Origin of the sequence: Streptomyces sp. NBC_00461, assembly GCF_036013935.1 — a bacterium.
Classification (GTDB): domain Bacteria; phylum Actinomycetota; class Actinomycetes; order Streptomycetales; family Streptomycetaceae; genus Streptomyces.
Window position 1 is genome coordinate 7,953,004 of the sequence record NZ_CP107902.1, and the last position, 15,996, is coordinate 7,968,999.

Genomic DNA, 15,996 nt, shown 5'->3' on the forward strand with positions numbered 1-15,996 from the left:
GTGCTCCGGTCTGGCGGGAGTTGAGCGATGGCTGTGGATCAACTCCCGGGCAGGGTACGGGAGTTCGCGAACTACCTGAACGGACTGCTGGCGCGCCTGGACCAGGGCGGCGGCTGGTGCGCGGTGTTCTGGCAGCGCGACCCCGACGGGATGCGGGCCTGTCTTGAGGGGCGTGAAGTGCCGCCCTGGGACGTGGTGGAGGCGGTCCTTCAGGACCTCGCCGCCGTGGCCGGTCCGGCTGCCGCGCATCAGGAGAAGGAGCGGGTCCGCGGGATGCACGCAGCCGCGCTCGCCGCGTACGACGCCCGGCCGGGCGGCCGGGACGCCCTCGGCGACCGGCTCGACGTCATGCTCCGCGAACAGCGGTACGCCGCCGAACGCCAGGCGGAACTGAGCCGGCTGCTCGCCCTCGCCGCCACCCAGCAGGAGGCCGACGCCTGCCGCCTCGACCTGGCCTGGGCCCGCGACGACCATGACCGCGCGACGGCCCGGTGCGCCGAACTGCGTTCACGCATGGCCGAGTTGGACCGCCGCGAGACAGGCGCCCAGGCGGCGGCGGTCCGCCGGGGCCGCGTCGGGGACGGGTCTGTGTTCCGCACCGACAGGACCGACAGGACCGACAGGACAGACAGGGGAGACGCCGGATTCCTGCAGCGGCAGGGGCAGGGCCAGTACGACCCTGCGGCCATGGGTGCTCAGCAGGGTGCGTACGAGGCACGGGTGCCCGGCGTGCAGCAGCCGGGCGACTCCTACGGCCGCGAAGACGACGGCTTCCCCGCGGCCCCGGGCACCGCGCTGAGCCGTGCCGGGTTCGATGCCGCGGGCCCGAGAGCATCCACGCGGGAACAGGCTGCCCCGGCATGGACCGCCGCCGAGTGGCAGGCCGCTACCCCCGAAACTGCCGAACCTCCCGCCCCCGAACCTTCCGCCCCCAAACAGCGCAAGCGCCGTCGGGGCAGTGCCCGTTTCGCCGGGATGGCCGAGGAGGAGGCCGCGCCCATCGTCGTACCGACGACCGCCGCGCCGCCCCTGCCCGCGCCGACCGCTGCCGGTGGCCGCACCCCGCGCGGCGCCCGGTTCGCCGGAGGGGCCGAGGAGGCTCAGCGGCCGCAGGAACCGAAGGGCGAGCCGCTGGACGCGGCAGGGGTGCGCGAGGTCGCCGGGGCCGTCGAGGGGCTCGTACGGCTGCGTGCCGAGGGCCGCAGCGGCGAGGCGCACGCGCTGCTCGTCGAAGCGGCCCACTGGCCCGCCGACCGTTTCCCGTCGCTCGCCGCGGAGCTGCAGCGCGCCGGGCTCGGCGCCGACTGGGCGAGCCTGCTGTGGGAGGCCGCCTCGCTGCCCGCCCCACGGCTGGTCGCGGCGGCGGACGCACTGGTCGCCGCCGGGCGCGGGTCCGACGGGGAGCAGATCCTGCGCCAGGGGGTCGCCCGGCCCGCCACCGAGATAGGGCAGGCCGTCCTGGCGCTGGCCGCGGAGGGCCGTCGCCGGGAGGTGCGGGCCCTGCTCGACGCGTACGTCCGCGTCCGTACCCCAGAGGAGGCGGCCCGCAGCGCCGAGCCGGACCCGCAGGCGCTCGTACCGCTCCTGCTGGAGGCTGCGCAGGGCGTCTCGGACGAGCGACACTGGGATCTGGTGCACGCCCTCCGGGTAGCCGGTTTCACCGCCTGACGAAACTCCCCCACTCGCCCCTCGCCTCCCTCCCACCGGCCGCTCCGCTCACCCACAGGAGTGCGAAACGTGATCGACTCCGCGGGTTAACGGCGATGGTCTTGGCAAGGCTCTCCCGGAGGCTTACGTTCATCCCTCTACGGCCTCATCTACGGGCGTAGAGGCTCTGACGTCCCGCCGAAGGAGCAGCTCATGGCCAACGTCGTACGCGCCGCTCTGGTCCAGGCCACCTGGACCGGCGACACCGAGTCCATGGTGGTGAAACACGAGGAGCACGCCCGCGAGGCGGCCCGCCAGGGTGCGAAGGTCATCGGATTCCAGGAAGTCTTCAACGCGCCCTACTTCTGTCAGGTCCAGGAACCGGAGCACTACCGCTGGGCCGAGCCGGTGCCCGAGGGCCCGACCGTGAGTCGTATGCAGGAGCTCGCGCGGGAAACCGGCATGGTGATCGTCGTGCCGGTCTTCGAGGTCGAGCAGTCCGGCTTCTACTACAACACGGCGGCCGTGATCGACGCCGACGGTACCTATCTCGGCAAGTACCGCAAACACCACATCCCGCAGGTCAAGGGCTTCTGGGAGAAGTACTACTTCAAGCCCGGCAACGTCGGATGGCCCGTCTTCGACACCGCGGTCGGCAAGGTCGGCGTCTACATCTGCTACGACCGCCACTTCCCGGAGGGCTGGCGTCAACTCGGCCTCAACGGCGCCCAGTTGGTCTACAATCCGTCGGCCACCCACCGCGGACTCTCCTCCTACCTCTGGCGGCTGGAGCAGCCCGCCGCCGCCGTCGCCAACGAGTACTTCATCGCCGCGATCAACCGCGTCGGCCAGGAGGAGTACGGCGACAACGACTTCTACGGGACCTCGTACTTCGTCGACCCGCGCGGCCAGTTCGTCGGCGAGACCGCCAGCGACAGCAAAGAGGAACTCGTGGTCCGCGACCTCGACTTCGACGTGATCGAGGAAGTGCGGCAACAGTGGGCGTTCTACCGGGACCGACGACCCGACGCCTACGAAGGGCTGGTGCAGCCGTGACCGACCTCTACGCCCGCCACAGGTCGGTACTGCCCGACTGGCTCGCCCTCTACTACGAGGACCCGCTGGAGATCACCCACGGCGAGGGCCGGCACGTCTGGGACGCGGACGGCAACAAGTACCTCGACTTCTTCGGCGGCATCCTGACGACGATGACCGCGCACGCGCTGCCCGAGGTCACCAAGGCGGTGAGCGAGCAGGCCGGGCGGATCCTCCACTCGTCCACGCTCTACCTCAACCGGCCGATGGTCGAACTCGCCGAGCGCATCGCCCAGCTGAGCGGCATCCCGGACGCCCGGGTCTTCTTCACCACCTCCGGCACCGAGGCCAACGACACCGCCCTGCTGCTCGCCACCACCTACCGGCAGAGCAACACGGTCCTGGCGATGCGCAACAGCTACCACGGCCGCTCCTTCAGCGCGGTCGGCATCACCGGCAACCGCGGCTGGTCGCCCACCTCCCTGTCGCCGCTGCAGACCCTGTACGTCCACGGGGGCGTCCGCACCCGCGGCCCGTACGCCTCGCTCAGCGACGACGACTTCATCGCGGCCTGCGTCGAGGACCTGAAGGACCTCCTCGGCCACACCCGCCCGCCCGCGGCCCTGATCGCGGAGCCGATCCAGGGCGTCGGCGGCTTCACCTCCGGGCCGGACGGCCTCTACGCCGCCTTCCGCGAGGTACTCGCCGAGCGCGGCATCCTCTGGATCGCCGACGAGGTGCAGACCGGCTGGGGCCGCACCGGGGACAACTTCTGGGGCTGGCAGGCACACGGCGCGGCCGGCCCTCCCGACCTGCTCACCTTCGCCAAGGGCATCGGCAACGGCAGCTCCATCGGCGGTGTCGTCGCCCGTGCCGAGATCATGAACTGCCTCGACTCCAACAGCATCTCGACCTTCGGCGGCACCCAGATCACCATGGCCGCCGGCCTCGCCAACCTCAACTACCTGCTGGAACACGACCTCCAGGGCAACGCCCGACGCGTCGGCGGACTGCTCATCGAGCGGCTGAGGGCGGTCGCCGCGCAGGTGCCGCACGTGCGGGAGGTGCGCGGGCGTGGCCTGATGCTCGGCGTCGAGCTGGTCAAGCCGGGGACCGACGAAGCCGATCCGGAGGCGGCGAGCGCCGTGCTGGAGGCGACCCGCGCGGACGGACTGCTCATCGGCAAGGGCGGCGGCCACAACACCAGCGCGCTGCGCGTCGCCCCACCGCTGTCCCTCACGGTCGCGGAGGCCGAGGAGGGCGCCGCGATCCTCGAACGCGCTCTGAGAAGCCTCACGTAGCAGCCGGCCCAGCAAGGGAAGTCCGCATGACCACCACCTTCGGGACCTTCGAACCCGCCCTGTCGGTGCGCCAGGTTTTGAGCCTGGAACGGGTCCTCGCAGGGGAGCCCGAGGTGGTGGCCGGAGCGAGCCAGCTCGACCGGCCGGTGCGCTGGGTGCATGTGGCCGAGGCACCCGACGTGGGCGTGATGCTCACCGGCGGCGAGATGGTGCTCACCACCGGCGTGCTGCTCGCAGGCGACGAGGAGAAGCAGGCCGAGTACATCCGGTCGCTGCACCGCGCGGAGGCCGCGGCCGTCGTGCTCGGCCTCGGGCGGGCCTTTCCGTCCCCGCCGGACGCGATGCGCCGGGCCGCCGAGCGGTGCGGTCTGCCCATGGTGGTCCTCCACCGGCCCTTCCCCTTCGCGGAGTTGACCGAAGAGGTGCAAGCCCGGCTGGTACGGCGGAAGTTCGCCGCCGTCAGCCTCTCCGAGTCCGTGCGCACGGCCCTGACCGGGCTCATCACCGTGGGCGCCCCGCTGCAGAGCCTCCTCGACGAAATCGCCCAGCACGGTGCCTGTCCGGTCGTCGTCACCAACCTCGCGCACCGCGTCCTCGCCACGGCGGGGGAGCGGCCGGCCGTGGACGACGTGCTGCGCGACTGGGAGCGCATCTCCCGGCAGGCCGGGGGCAACGAGGGCGACGGCTGGATCCGCGCCGAGCTCGGCGGGCGTGGCGAGCGGTGGGGCCAGATCATGCTGTGCGGCTACCGCGGTGACACGGCCACCGGGCGCCTGCTCGCCGACCGGGCCGCCGAGGCCCTCGTCCTGCACCGCATGCTCGGCGGCAACTCGGCCCACACCTGGGAGGAGCAGTCCGCCCAGAGCCTGCTCACCGACCTGGCCAGCGGGGTCGTACCGGCACGGCAGCTGCTGCCCCGCGCGCGGGCCGCCGGACTGCCCGTCAACCGGCGGACGTTCGTGCCCCTGGTCGTGCGGGCCGGCGAGCCGGCCCAACTGGACCGTGTGTTGCGGCTGGTGGGCCTGCCCGGTCTCGTCGCCGAGCTGGCCGACGGCGCCACCGCCGTACTGCTGAGCCTCGCCCGCGACCAGGACGCCGCCTCGCTCACCGCACACTTCGCGGCCAGGCTCCGTACCGAGTCCGGGTCGCCGAAGACCGTCGTGGCCGCCGCCGACCCGCGCATCGCCTGGGACGACGTGCCGGCCGGGCTCCGTGAGGCCCAGCACGTCGCCGACGCGGTCGCGGACTCCTCGGCCGTCCTCGACCTCCCGGCCGTCGTACGCCTCAAGGACGTACATCTGCGCGGTCTGATCCGGCTGTTGCGGGACGATCCGCAGGTGCAGTCCTTCGCCGAGCGGGAGCTGGACGGGCTGCTGTGCGCGGCCGACGAGGACCTGCTGTCCGTGCTGCGCACCTACCTCGCCACCGGCCGCAACAAGTCCCGTACCGCCCAGCTCCACCATGTCTCGCGGCCCGCGCTGTATCGCCGCCTGGAGGCCATACAGGGCCGGCTCGGGGTCGACCTCGACGACTTCGAACAAGCCGCCTCGGTACACATCGCACTCCTCGCGCATGACGCGCAACAGGGCTGAAACATGCCACGACCTGGGAAAACGGTGGTGAAACATGGGTCTGGGACAGGGTGACACCGTGGCACGCCGGATGCCCGTATGCGTGACACCGTGCAACTCAAAGCCGGTTTTCGGACTTCCTAGGCTGCTCGAATACCGAGCGACCGGAGGTCCCGATGAGCCGAGTGATTCGTGCCGCCCTGTTCCAGACCGCGTGGACGGGCGACAAGGAGTCGATGATCCAGGTGCACGAGCAGGCGGCCCGCGACGCGGCCGCGCAGGGTGCTCAGGTCCTGTGCTTCCAGGAGCTGTTCTACGGGCCCTACTTCTGCCAGGTCCAGGACAAGGCGTTCTACGAGTACGCCGAGCAGATCCCGGACGGCCCCATCGTCAAGCGCTTCCAGGCGCTGGCCAAGGAACTGGGCATCGTCCTGATCCTGCCGATGTACGAGGAGGAGCAGCCCGGCGTCCTCTACAACACGGCCGCCGTGATCGACGCGGACGGCTCGTACCTCGGCAAGTACCGCAAGCACCACATCCCCCAAGTACCCGGATTCTGGGAGAAGTTCTACTTCCGCCCGGGCAACGCCGGCTGGCCCGTCTTCAACACGGCCGTCGGCAGGATCGGCGTCTACATCTGCTACGACCGCCACTTCCCGGAGGGCTGGCGGGCGTTGGGGCTGGAGGGCGCCGAGATCGTCTTCAACCCGTCGGCCACCTCCAGGGGTCTGTCCGGCTACCTCTGGCAGCTGGAGCAGCCCGCGGCGGCCGTCGCCAACGAGTACTTCGTCGGCGCGATCAACCGGGTCGGGGTCGAGGAGCTGGGCGACAACGACTTCTACGGGACCTCGTACTTCGTGGACCCGGAGGCCCAGTTCGTGGGCGAGGTGGCCAGCGACAAGGAGACCGAGCTCGTCGTCCGCGACCTGGACCTGGCCAAGCTGCGGGAGGTCCGCGACCGCTGGCAGTTCTTCCGCGACCGCCGTCCGGACGCGTACTCCCCGCTGACCGCTCCGTAGCCGGGGGGTGGTGTACCGCGCCCTCAAGGGGCGCGGGGAACCGCGCGACCAGCCACACACGACCCGCACCTTTGGACCGTTCCCCCCAGCGGAGCGCAAACGTAGGAGAGGGAGTATGAGCAGCCGTACTGTCATCCGTGGTGGCCTCGTCATCACCGCGTCCGACGAGATCCACGCCGACGTCCTGATCGAGGACGGTCGCATCGCCGCCCTCGCTGCCGCAGGCACTTCCGCCGCCGAGGCATGGACTGCCGAGCGGACCATCGACGCCACCGGGAAGTACGTCATCCCCGGTGGCGTCGACGCCCACACCCACATGGAGCTGCCGTTCGGCGGCACCTTCGCCTCCGACACCTTCGAGACCGGCACCCGGGCGGCCGCCTGGGGCGGTACGACGACGATCGTCGACTTCGCGGTGCAGAGCGTCGGCCACTCGCTGCGCGAGGGCCTCGACGCCTGGCACGCCAAGGCGGAGGGCAACTGCGCGATCGACTACGGCTTCCACATGATCGTCTCCGATGTGAACGAGGGGACGCTCAAGGAGATGGACCACCTCGTCGAGGAAGGCGTCACCTCCTTCAAGCAGTTCATGGCCTATCCCGGCGTCTTCTACTCCGACGACGGCCAGATCCTGCGCGCCATGCAGCGCTCCGCCGAGAACGGCGGCCTGATCATGATGCACGCCGAGAACGGCATCGCGATCGACGTACTGGTGGAGCAGGCACTGGCGCGCGGGGAGACCGATCCGCGCTACCACGGCGAGGTCCGCAAGGCCCTGCTGGAGGCCGAGGCCACCCACCGCGCCATCAGGCTCGCCCAGGTCGCGGGAGCGCCGCTCTACGTCGTGCACGTCTCGGCGATGGAGGCGGTCGCCGAGCTGGCGCGGGCGCGCGACGAGGGGCTCCCCGTCTTCGGCGAGACCTGCCCGCAGTACCTGTTCCTGTCCACCGACAACCTCGCCGAGCCGGACTTCGAGGGCTCGAAGTACGTGTGCAGCACGCCGCTTCGCCCCAAGGAGCACCAGGCCAAGCTGTGGCAGGGGCTCAGGACGAACGATCTCCAGGTCGTCTCCACCGACCACTGCCCCTTCTGCTTCGTGGGCCAGAAGGAACTGGGGCGAGGGGACTTCTCGAAGATCCCCAACGGCCTCCCGGGCGTCGAGAACCGTATGGACCTGCTCCACCAGGCCGTCGTCGACGGGCACATCTCGCGCCGCCGCTGGATCGAGATCGCCTGCGCGGCCCCGGCCCGGATGTTCGGCATGTACCCGAAGAAGGGCACCATCGCCCCGGGCGCCGACGCCGACGTCGTCATCTACGACCCGAACGCCGAGCAGGTCATGTCCGTGGAGACGCACCACATGAACGTCGACTACTCGGCCTACGAGGGCAAGCGCACCATCGGCCGCGTCGAGACGGTCCTCTCGCGCGGCGAAGTCGTCATCAACGAGCGGGAGTACACCGGACGCGCCGGCCACGGCGTGTACACCCCGCGCTCCACCTGTCAGTACCTCAACTAGGAGTGGCGCCAATGGACTTCGGACTCGTCCTGCAGACCGACCCGCCGGCCTCGAAGGTCGTCAGCCTGATGAAGCGGGCCGAGCGCAACGGCTTCACGTACGGCTGGACCTTCGACTCCGCCGTGCTCTGGCAGGAGCCGTTCGTGATCTACAGTCAGATCCTGTCGAACACCACGAAGTTGACGGTCGGCCCGATGGTCACCAACCCGGGCACCCGAACCTGGGAGGTCACCGCCTCCACCTTCGCCACCCTGAACGACATGTTCGGCAACCGCACCGTCTGCGGCATCGGCCGCGGCGACTCCGCGATGCGTGTCGCGGGCCGCAAGCCCAACACGCTGGCCCGCATCAGCGACGCGATGAGGGTGATCCGCGCCCTCGGCCGCGGCGACGAGGCCGACCTCGGCGGCGGCACGGTCGTCAGGTTCCCGTGGATCAGGCCGGGCGCCGAACTCCCCGTATGGATGGCGGCGTACGGCCCCAAGGCCCTGAAGATGACCGGCGAGGAGGCCGACGGCTTCATCCTCCAGCTGTCCGACCCCTACCTCACCGAGTACATGGTCAAGGCGGTCAAGGAGGCGGCCGTCGCCGCCGGACGCAACCCCGACGACGTCAAGATCTGCGTCGCCGCCCCCGCCTACGTCACCGAGGACGACTCGCCCGAGGCGCTGGCGCACGCCCGTGACCAGTGCCGCTGGTTCGGCGGCATGGTCGGAAACCACGTCGCCGACCTCGTCTCCAAGTACGGCGAGCACTCCGCCCAGGTCCCCGAGGAACTCACCGACTACATCAAGGCCCGCGAGGGGTACGACTACTCCCACCACGGGCGCGCGGACAACCCCGACACCCAGTTCGTGCCCGACGAGATCGTCGACCGGTTCTGTGTCATCGGGCCGGTCGAGAAGCACGTGGAGAAGCTGAACGCGCTGCGCGAGCTGGGCGTCGACCAGTTCGCCGTGTACGACATGCACGACGCGCAGGAGGCCGTGATCGACGCGTACGGCGCGAAGGTCATCCCTGCGGTCAACTCCTGACCCTCACCGCCCAGTCCCCTCCCCACCCCCCACTCCAGTTCTCCCCTCCCCTCCCCGGGGAGGGGCCGGAGACCCCGCACGGCCTTTCCGGACCCACCCTTCATTGATTGGCCTGCCCATGACCGACACCGCTCCCACGGCCATACCGCCGACAGCCCAAGTCACTCTCACCGACGGGCGCGTGGAGATCGCGCCGGGGTCTCCGCTGCCCAGCGGGCCGTACGCCAACGAGGACCTGCTCCCGGTCCCCGTCGAGAAGCGCACCTGGACCACGTACAACTTCTCCGCCCTGTGGGTCGGCATGGCCCACAACACGGCTTCCTGGACGCTCGCCTCCGGTCTGATCGCCGTCGGCATGGACTGGAAGCAGGCGGTGTTCACCATCGGCCTGGCCAATCTGATCGTGCTGGTCCCGATGCTGCTCACCGGGCACGCGGGGCCGAAGTACGGCATCCCCTTCCCGGTCTTCGCCCGGGCCTCCTTCGGCATCCGGGGCGCCAACCTCCCCGCTGTCGTACGCGCGTTGGTGGCGTGCGGCTGGTTCGGCATCCAGACGTGGATCGGCGGTGAGGCGATCTACTTCCTGGCCGGCAAGCTCATCGGCGACAGCTGGGCCAACGCCTCGCACGTGGGCGGCTACGCCTGGACGATGTGGCTGTCGTTCGCGATCTTCTGGGTGATCCAGGTCGCCATCATCTACCGGGGCATGGAGACGATCCGCCGCTTCGAGAACTGGGCGGCGCCCTTCGTCATCGTCGGCGCGATCGTGATGCTGATCTGGATGAGCAACAAGGCCGGCGGCTTCGGCCCGCTGCTCGACCAGCCCTCCAAGCTCGGCTGGGGCGGCGACTTCTGGAAGCTGTTCTGGCCCTCCCTCATGGGCATGATCGGCTTCTGGTCCACGCTGTCACTGAACATTCCCGACTTCACCCGCTACGGGAAGTCCCAGAAGGCGCAGACGTGGGGGCAGGCCCTGGGCCTTCCCACCACCATGACGTTGTTCGCGCTGCTGTCCGTGCTCGTCACCTCCGGTTCGCAGGCCGTGTACGGCGAGACGGTCTGGGACCCGGTACAGCTCGCCGCCAAGACGGACAACGTCTTCGGGCTGCTGTTCGCGCTGGTGACCGTGCTGGTGGCGACGCTGTCCGTGAACATCGCGGCCAATCTGGTCTCGCCCGCCTTCGACTTCTCCAACATCGCGCCCCGGAAGGTCAGTTTCCGCGCCGGAGCCCTCGTCACCTGCGTCCTCGGCGTGCTGATCTTCCCGTGGAAGCTGTACTCCGACCCGCAGGGCTACATCTTCACCTGGCTCGGACTGGTCGGCGGTCTGCTGGGCACGGTCGCAGGCATCCTCATCGCGGACTACTGGATCCTGCGGCGCGGCAAGCTGGACCTGGTCGACCTGTACCGCCCGGGGGGCCGCTACTGGTACGCGGGCGGCTGGAACTGGCGGGCCGTCGTCGCCTTCGTGGCCGGCGGTGTCCTGGCCGTCGGCGGCGCCACCTTCAAGCCGCTGGTCGACGGGCGGCCGATCCCGGCGCTGAAGCCGCTCGCCGACTACGGCTGGGCGGTCGGCCTCGGCACCTCGATGGTGCTGTACGTGGTGCTGATGCTGCTGCGCGGCAAGGACCGCATCGAGGCCTGAGCGGATCCTGGCAGGGCGGGAGGACGGTCAGCTCTTCTGGCCGTCCTCCAAGGCCGCCACCGCTTCCTTCGCGGCCTTGATGGCACCCTTGTTGATCTCGTCCGTGCCGGGCGCCTTCTTCGACTCGAAGTCGCTGCCGTTGTAGGTGATGACCACCAGCACATTGGACGCCTGGGCGATCACCACCCCCTCGCGCGTCTGCTGCTTGTCCTCGGTGGTGAGATTCACGACGGAGTAGGCCGCGTCACCGAGTCCGGGAACGGCCCCTCCGCCACTCTTATCCGTAATTCGATCCTTGTACGACTTCTGTGCCGCTGTGTCCGAGTTCATCACTTCGAAGGACACGTCGAGCCAGCGGTAGTCGTAGCCCTTGAGCGCGTTCCACGAGCAGGTGCGGCGGAGCTTCGCGTCCGTCGACCTGATCTCCTTGCCCGCCGTCTTGGCGCCCGGAACGAGCGAGTTGAGCGTCTTCACGACGATGCTGCCGCACGGCGCGGGGGCTGCGGCGTACGACTTGGACTCCGCGGTCGTCGAGGGGGCGGTGGCCGACTGGGTGTCGGTCTTCGGCGCCTCCTTGTGCCCGGCATCCGATGTCGCCGCGGGACCGGACGACAGCGCCCAGCCGGCCGCGGCCAGCACGACGACCGGGGACAGACGCGCGGTCAGAGCGAGCGGCAGAGGAAAATCGCGCACGGCACACTTTTCGGTGGGGGACGGTGTGCGGAGGAGGTCCGCACTGCGGACGGGGCGCCAGTCTCACATGAGTCCCTGTGAGACGGAAGTGTCAACTCGCTCCGTGCCCGCGCGGTTACCGGACGCGGGGCCGACGAGCCGTGGGCGCGGCCGGTTCGCGGTGACGACCCAGACGACGCGGAAGCCCCGCACGCGCAGCCGCACACCCTGCTTCGACCCGTACGGGCGAGCGCAGGGAGTCCTGGGAAGCCCGGCGGGGACGGGTGCGCCGGGTCCGCGGCGCCGTCGTCCTCGACTCGTATTGTCCCCCCGGTCCCCCCGGTCCCCCCGGTCCCCCCGGTCCCCCCGGTCCCCCCGGTCCCCCGGCCCCCCGGACAGCCCGGTCCCCCGGGACCCGGGCCCCGCGCGCGGAGGGCGGCTTCGCTCTACGGCCGGACTGCCGCTCGGGGAGGCACGACGGCCGGGGTGGGCCTCGTCGACGGCCCAGACGCTGATGCGCGCCGGCTTGAGTTCGGCGTCCGCGACCGGACCCAACTGGTGCTGTACGCCCACGAGTCGGGGCTGGTGGCCCCGCGCCGGGCATAACCGGTTGCACGCGGCGTGCACGGTTCAGCAGCCTGGGATCATGACGGAGACGACGCGCTCGCAGAGCCCCGCCCTGCATGAGAACAGCCGTCGAAGGCGATGTTCGAGGGTGATGTCGAAGGCGTTCAGCACGGTCTTCCAGCGCGTGGTCCAGCGGGCCTGGCCCTTGCCGGTGGGGTCCGAGCGACATGACCGCCATGTCGGCCCGGGCCCGGCCCGCCAACTCGTCAGATCAACTGGTCGTCCACGGCATTCGTGGACTCGACAGCCTCGGACTCGGACACGTTCTCCCTGGTCATCGATCGAACGTGTTCCACGAGGTCCAGCCCATCGGCGCCGGGGGCACCGCGATCTGGTTGGACGTCACCGCGACCGGTTCCGCCCGGTCCGGTCCGGTGGCCTGTTGGTGCTGTAGGCCGACCAGGGCATTGGCGGCCATCGCGGGCGGGGCCCGTCGTACGTCGACGGCTCCTCCGGCGACTCCGTCAACTCCACGACCCACGGCGCCCGGAAGTACATCACCATCACCGACTGAACCCGCGTCCTTCGCGTCAGCTCGGCTTGAGGATGATCGCCTGGCCGCCCGCGGGAGCCATCGCCACGTTCAGCGTGGTGGCCGAGGTGACCGTCCGGGTGCTGACCACGACCGGCGTCTGGTACGCGCTGGTGCCCGGGGTGCCGTCGGCGTAGACGGTCGCCGTGTATGTTCCGCCGCCCAGGAACGTCAGCGGGAGCGACAGGGTCCGGGACGTCTCGTTGGTCATCGCCCCGAGGAACCAGGTGTCGCCGTGGCGGCGGGCGACGGCGGCGTACTGGCCGATCGACCCGGCGAGGGCGTGGCTCTGGTCCCAGGTGGTGGGGATGGCGTCGAACCATGGCAGCCCCGGCCAGTTGGACGTGTTGGCGAACTTGGACGGCGAGTCGTACCAGTACAGGAAGTTCAGCGGCTGGTAGAAGACCGCCGCCATGGCCATCTGGTGGACGTTGGTGGTCCGGTCCCGCGATTGGCCGTAGCAGATGGTGTAGTCCATCGGGCCGCCGATGTTCCGGGCGAACGGCAGGGTCACGTTGTGGCTCGCGGTCGGGAAGTTCTCGTTGCCGCGCACGCCCTCCATGCTGACCCAGTTCGGGTACGTCCGTTCGTAGCCGAACGGCCGCATGTCGTCGTGCATGTCGATCAGCAGGTGGTACGTGGCTGCCGTCCTGGCCCAGTTCGTGATCTGGTTGGTCATCGCCTGGGTGCCGTCGTCGACGAATCCGAGCTTGACCCCTGCGACGCCCCAGCTCTTGTAGAGGCTGAACAGGCTGTCGGGGTTGCCCGCCGCTCTGCGGTCGACGTAGAGGATGACGCCGATGCCCTTGCTCGTGGCGTAGGAGATGACCGAGGGCAGGTCGATGGCCGCTATCGGCTTCGTCGCGTCGGTGCTGCTGACGTCGCCGTACCAGCCGCCGTCGTACTCAATGAACTGCAGGCCGCGAGCCACGGCGAAGTCGACGCCCGCCATCCCGGCGGCGGTGGTCAGCTGTACACGGAAGGCCTTGCCGGGCTTGATCCACGAGGTGTCGGCCAACGCGTTCGCGGGGGCCAGGTTGAGCACCAGCTCGGCGTTGTCGACCAGTTCGGCGTGGGTGGAGCCGGTCACTACCGCCCGCCAGGGCGTGGCGAACGGCGTGGTGACCGTCGAGGTCGTCTGGACCGTGTCCGAACCGCGGGCGGTGTGCTCCATCAGGTAGGCGGCGAGGGTGCCCGGCTGCCCGGACACGGAGCTGAGCATCAGGCGCGGGAAGTTGAGACGGGAGGATTCGCAGATGCAGGCGATCAGGCTGCCGCCGGCGTAGGTGGCGGTCAGCGGCAGGTCGGTCAGCGGGCCGTTGTCCGTGGTCGAGGTGCCCGTGGAGGGGATCGAGCCGGGCGCGACCGGGTTGTAGAGGTCCTCGTCACGCGCGCTGTAGACCAGGGTGCTGTCGGGGAAGGCGAACGTGGTCAGCTCGTCGGCGACGGTGGCGGTGCCCTTGCCGAGCAGCACGTACCGGAAGGCGACGCCGGTCGGGTAGGCGCGGATCTGGATACTGAAGTTGATCAGCGAGGCGGTGTCCTGGAGGTTCCAGCGCATCTCCTGGTACCGGTCGCGGACGGTCGCGTTGCGGCCGTACACCGGAGTCCAGGTGTTGTCGGTGGTCCAGTGCTGGTAGTTGGTGATCACCGTGCCGGCGGCGCCGAGCACCGTCCCGTCGCTCAGCTTGAGGCCGAGAGTCGAAGTGTCGACCACCGTCGCGCCTTTTCGCTTCGCCGACCAGCTGAGCGCGCCCGAAGTCAGCGACATCGTGATGGTGTTGCTGCCGTCGGGGGCCGTCGCGGTGACCGAGGCGTCGGCCGCCGCGGCCGTCCCGGCGGCGCCGGCACCCAGCGCCGCGGCTCCCATGGTGACGGCGGCGCCCTGGAGGAGTCGACGCCGCGAGAGCCGTCCCGGGGCGCCGGTCGACGGCTGTTCAGGTATGGCGCGGTTCGCTGAATCTGCCATGACTCGTGCACCTCTCCGTTGCATGCATTTCGATTTGAACACGGACAAACAAGGTCAAACGTGCCTGGTCGCAGGCGTAGTTGGGCACGCGCGGGGTTCCGTCCTCAAGCTGGAGCCGCTCACAGCAGGGGTGTCAGGACAGGAATGCTTCCAGGACGAGGGTCGCCGCGCCGAGGCTGACCGGGTTGCGGTCGATGGGGCAGAGACTGATCTCGGTGCCTTCCCAGGGTTCGGCGAGTGCGTAGCGGGCGGCGGTGTCGCGTACGTGCGGGAGCACGGCGCTTCCCAGACTGTCGGCGACCCAGCCGGTGAGCACGATGATCTGCGGGTTGCACAGGTTGATCAGGTTGGCGATGGCGATGCCGAGGTACTGACCGGTCGTGGCGATCACCCGTTGTGCGGCGGGGTCGCCGGCCGCGTGGGCGGTGGCCAGGGCGTGGATGGTCGCCGTCTGGTCGTCCGGGTGCAGGAGCGGGCTGTCCGGGTCGGTCTCCGCGAGATGCTGCATGATGCCGGGTGCGCCGACGTAGGTCTCCACGCATCCGACGCATCCGCGGCGGCACTTGCGGCCGTCGATGACGAGGTTGGTGTGGCCCCATTCGCCGGCCGTGTTCGTGGCTCCGCGGTAGAGCGCCCCCTGGACGGCCAGGCCCGCGCCGACGCCGGTTCCCAGGGTGAGGACGGCGACGTCGTCGTGGCCGCGGGCGGCACCGAACCACAGTTCGGCGACGGTGCTCGCACGCAACGGGTTGTCGAGGATGATCGGCACATCAGGGAGCCGCTCGGTGAGCAGGGCCGGCAGTGGCACGTCGTTCCACCGCCAGTTCGGGGCGAAGACGGAGGCCGTGCCGTCCGGCCGTACTTGGCCGGGAATGCTGACGCCGACCCCGAGAATCCTGCCGCGATCCACCTGCGCCTGCGCGATCGCGTCGTCGATGCCGCGGACGATCCGGTCCACGACGTAGTCCGGCGAGTTGGTGTGCGGGTGCAGTTCGCACTCGGCTCTGGCCAGAACCCGCAGAGCGGGGTCGAAGACCTCGGCATGGACGTAGGTCTCGGCGATGTCGACGCCGATGATCCGGGGGCCCTCGGGGTTGGGGGCGAGAAGGTTCCGCGGGCGTCCGCCGCCCGAGGCCTGCTGTCCGATCTCGGCCAGAAGCCCGAACTCGTGCAACTCGTTGACGATGTCGGAGGCGGTGGCCACCGACAGGCCCGTGGCCGCGGCGATGTCGCGCCTGACGACGGGCGCCGAGGCGATGAGATGCCGCATCACGGCGAAACGGTTGGTCCGGCGAATGTCCTGGTACGTCCGCTTCAACGACGTCGTCCTGTGCTCGATGCGGCTGGGGCGCCTGATCGTATCCACGCGCTGCACGCCGTTGGAACTGCCGTGCACGGACTTTTTCTGGCTTGTTGACGAAGGGG

General features: G+C 69.9%; 12 protein-coding genes. 8 read left to right on the plus strand and 4 right to left on the minus strand.

Annotated features, from left to right (window positions below):
* Positions 1 to 27 precede the first annotated feature (27 nt).
* From OG870_RS36865 to OG870_RS36900, 8 genes are all read left to right on the plus strand, one after another.
* A complete protein-coding gene (locus OG870_RS36865) occupies positions 28 to 1,668 on the plus strand; it encodes a hypothetical protein (RefSeq protein WP_266591147.1) in 1,641 nt (546 codons plus the stop codon).
* Positions 1,669 to 1,860: 192 nt separating this feature from the next.
* Entirely contained in the window at positions 1,861 to 2,703 is an 843-nt protein-coding gene (locus OG870_RS36870) for a nitrilase-related carbon-nitrogen hydrolase (protein ID WP_266591149.1), read from the plus strand.
* Complete coding sequence (locus tag OG870_RS36875) at positions 2,700 to 3,983, plus strand: aspartate aminotransferase family protein (RefSeq protein WP_266525002.1); 1,284 nt, start codon at positions 2,700 to 2,702, stop codon at positions 3,981 to 3,983. The genes OG870_RS36870 and OG870_RS36875 overlap by 4 nt, the downstream gene beginning before the upstream one ends.
* Before the next feature lie 26 nt (positions 3,984 to 4,009).
* Positions 4,010 to 5,575, plus strand: a complete 1,566-nt coding sequence (locus tag OG870_RS36880) for a PucR family transcriptional regulator (protein WP_266525004.1) — start codon at positions 4,010 to 4,012, stop codon at positions 5,573 to 5,575.
* Between the two features lie 155 nt (positions 5,576 to 5,730).
* Positions 5,731 to 6,573, plus strand: coding sequence for a nitrilase-related carbon-nitrogen hydrolase (locus tag OG870_RS36885; protein ID WP_266525010.1), 843 nt, complete (start codon positions 5,731 to 5,733; stop codon positions 6,571 to 6,573).
* Positions 6,574 to 6,688: 115 nt separating this feature from the next.
* Positions 6,689 to 8,092, plus strand: coding sequence for a dihydropyrimidinase (hydA, locus tag OG870_RS36890; protein ID WP_266525012.1), 1,404 nt, complete (start codon positions 6,689 to 6,691; stop codon positions 8,090 to 8,092).
* Between the two features lie 11 nt (positions 8,093 to 8,103).
* A complete protein-coding gene (locus OG870_RS36895; protein ID WP_266591151.1) occupies positions 8,104 to 9,126 on the plus strand; it encodes a TIGR03842 family LLM class F420-dependent oxidoreductase in 1,023 nt (340 codons plus the stop codon).
* A gap of 118 nt (positions 9,127 to 9,244) precedes the next feature.
* The gene (locus tag OG870_RS36900; RefSeq protein WP_266591153.1) at positions 9,245 to 10,771 is read left to right on the plus strand and encodes an NCS1 family nucleobase:cation symporter-1; all 1,527 of its coding nucleotides are present in this window, start codon (positions 9,245 to 9,247) and stop codon (positions 10,769 to 10,771) included.
* Between the two features lie 27 nt (positions 10,772 to 10,798).
* On the opposite strand, the gene OG870_RS36905 is transcribed toward OG870_RS36900, so the two are convergent.
* From OG870_RS36905 to OG870_RS36920, 4 genes are all read right to left on the minus strand, one after another.
* A complete protein-coding gene (locus OG870_RS36905) occupies positions 10,799 to 11,464 on the minus strand; it encodes a hypothetical protein (RefSeq protein WP_327691930.1) in 666 nt (221 codons plus the stop codon).
* A gap of 880 nt (positions 11,465 to 12,344) precedes the next feature.
* A complete protein-coding gene (locus OG870_RS36910) occupies positions 12,345 to 12,551 on the minus strand; it encodes a hypothetical protein (RefSeq protein WP_266591155.1) in 207 nt (68 codons plus the stop codon).
* A 49-nt stretch (positions 12,552 to 12,600) separates the two neighbouring features.
* Positions 12,601 to 14,571 carry a glycoside hydrolase family 97 protein gene (locus OG870_RS36915; protein ID WP_266591157.1) on the minus strand — a complete coding sequence of 657 codons (1,971 nt, stop codon included), beginning with the start codon at positions 14,569 to 14,571 and terminating at the stop codon, positions 12,601 to 12,603.
* A gap of 133 nt (positions 14,572 to 14,704) precedes the next feature.
* A complete protein-coding gene (locus tag OG870_RS36920) occupies positions 14,705 to 15,937 on the minus strand; it encodes an ROK family transcriptional regulator (RefSeq protein ID WP_266591158.1) in 1,233 nt (410 codons plus the stop codon).
* Positions 15,938 to 15,996: the final 59 nt, after the last annotated feature.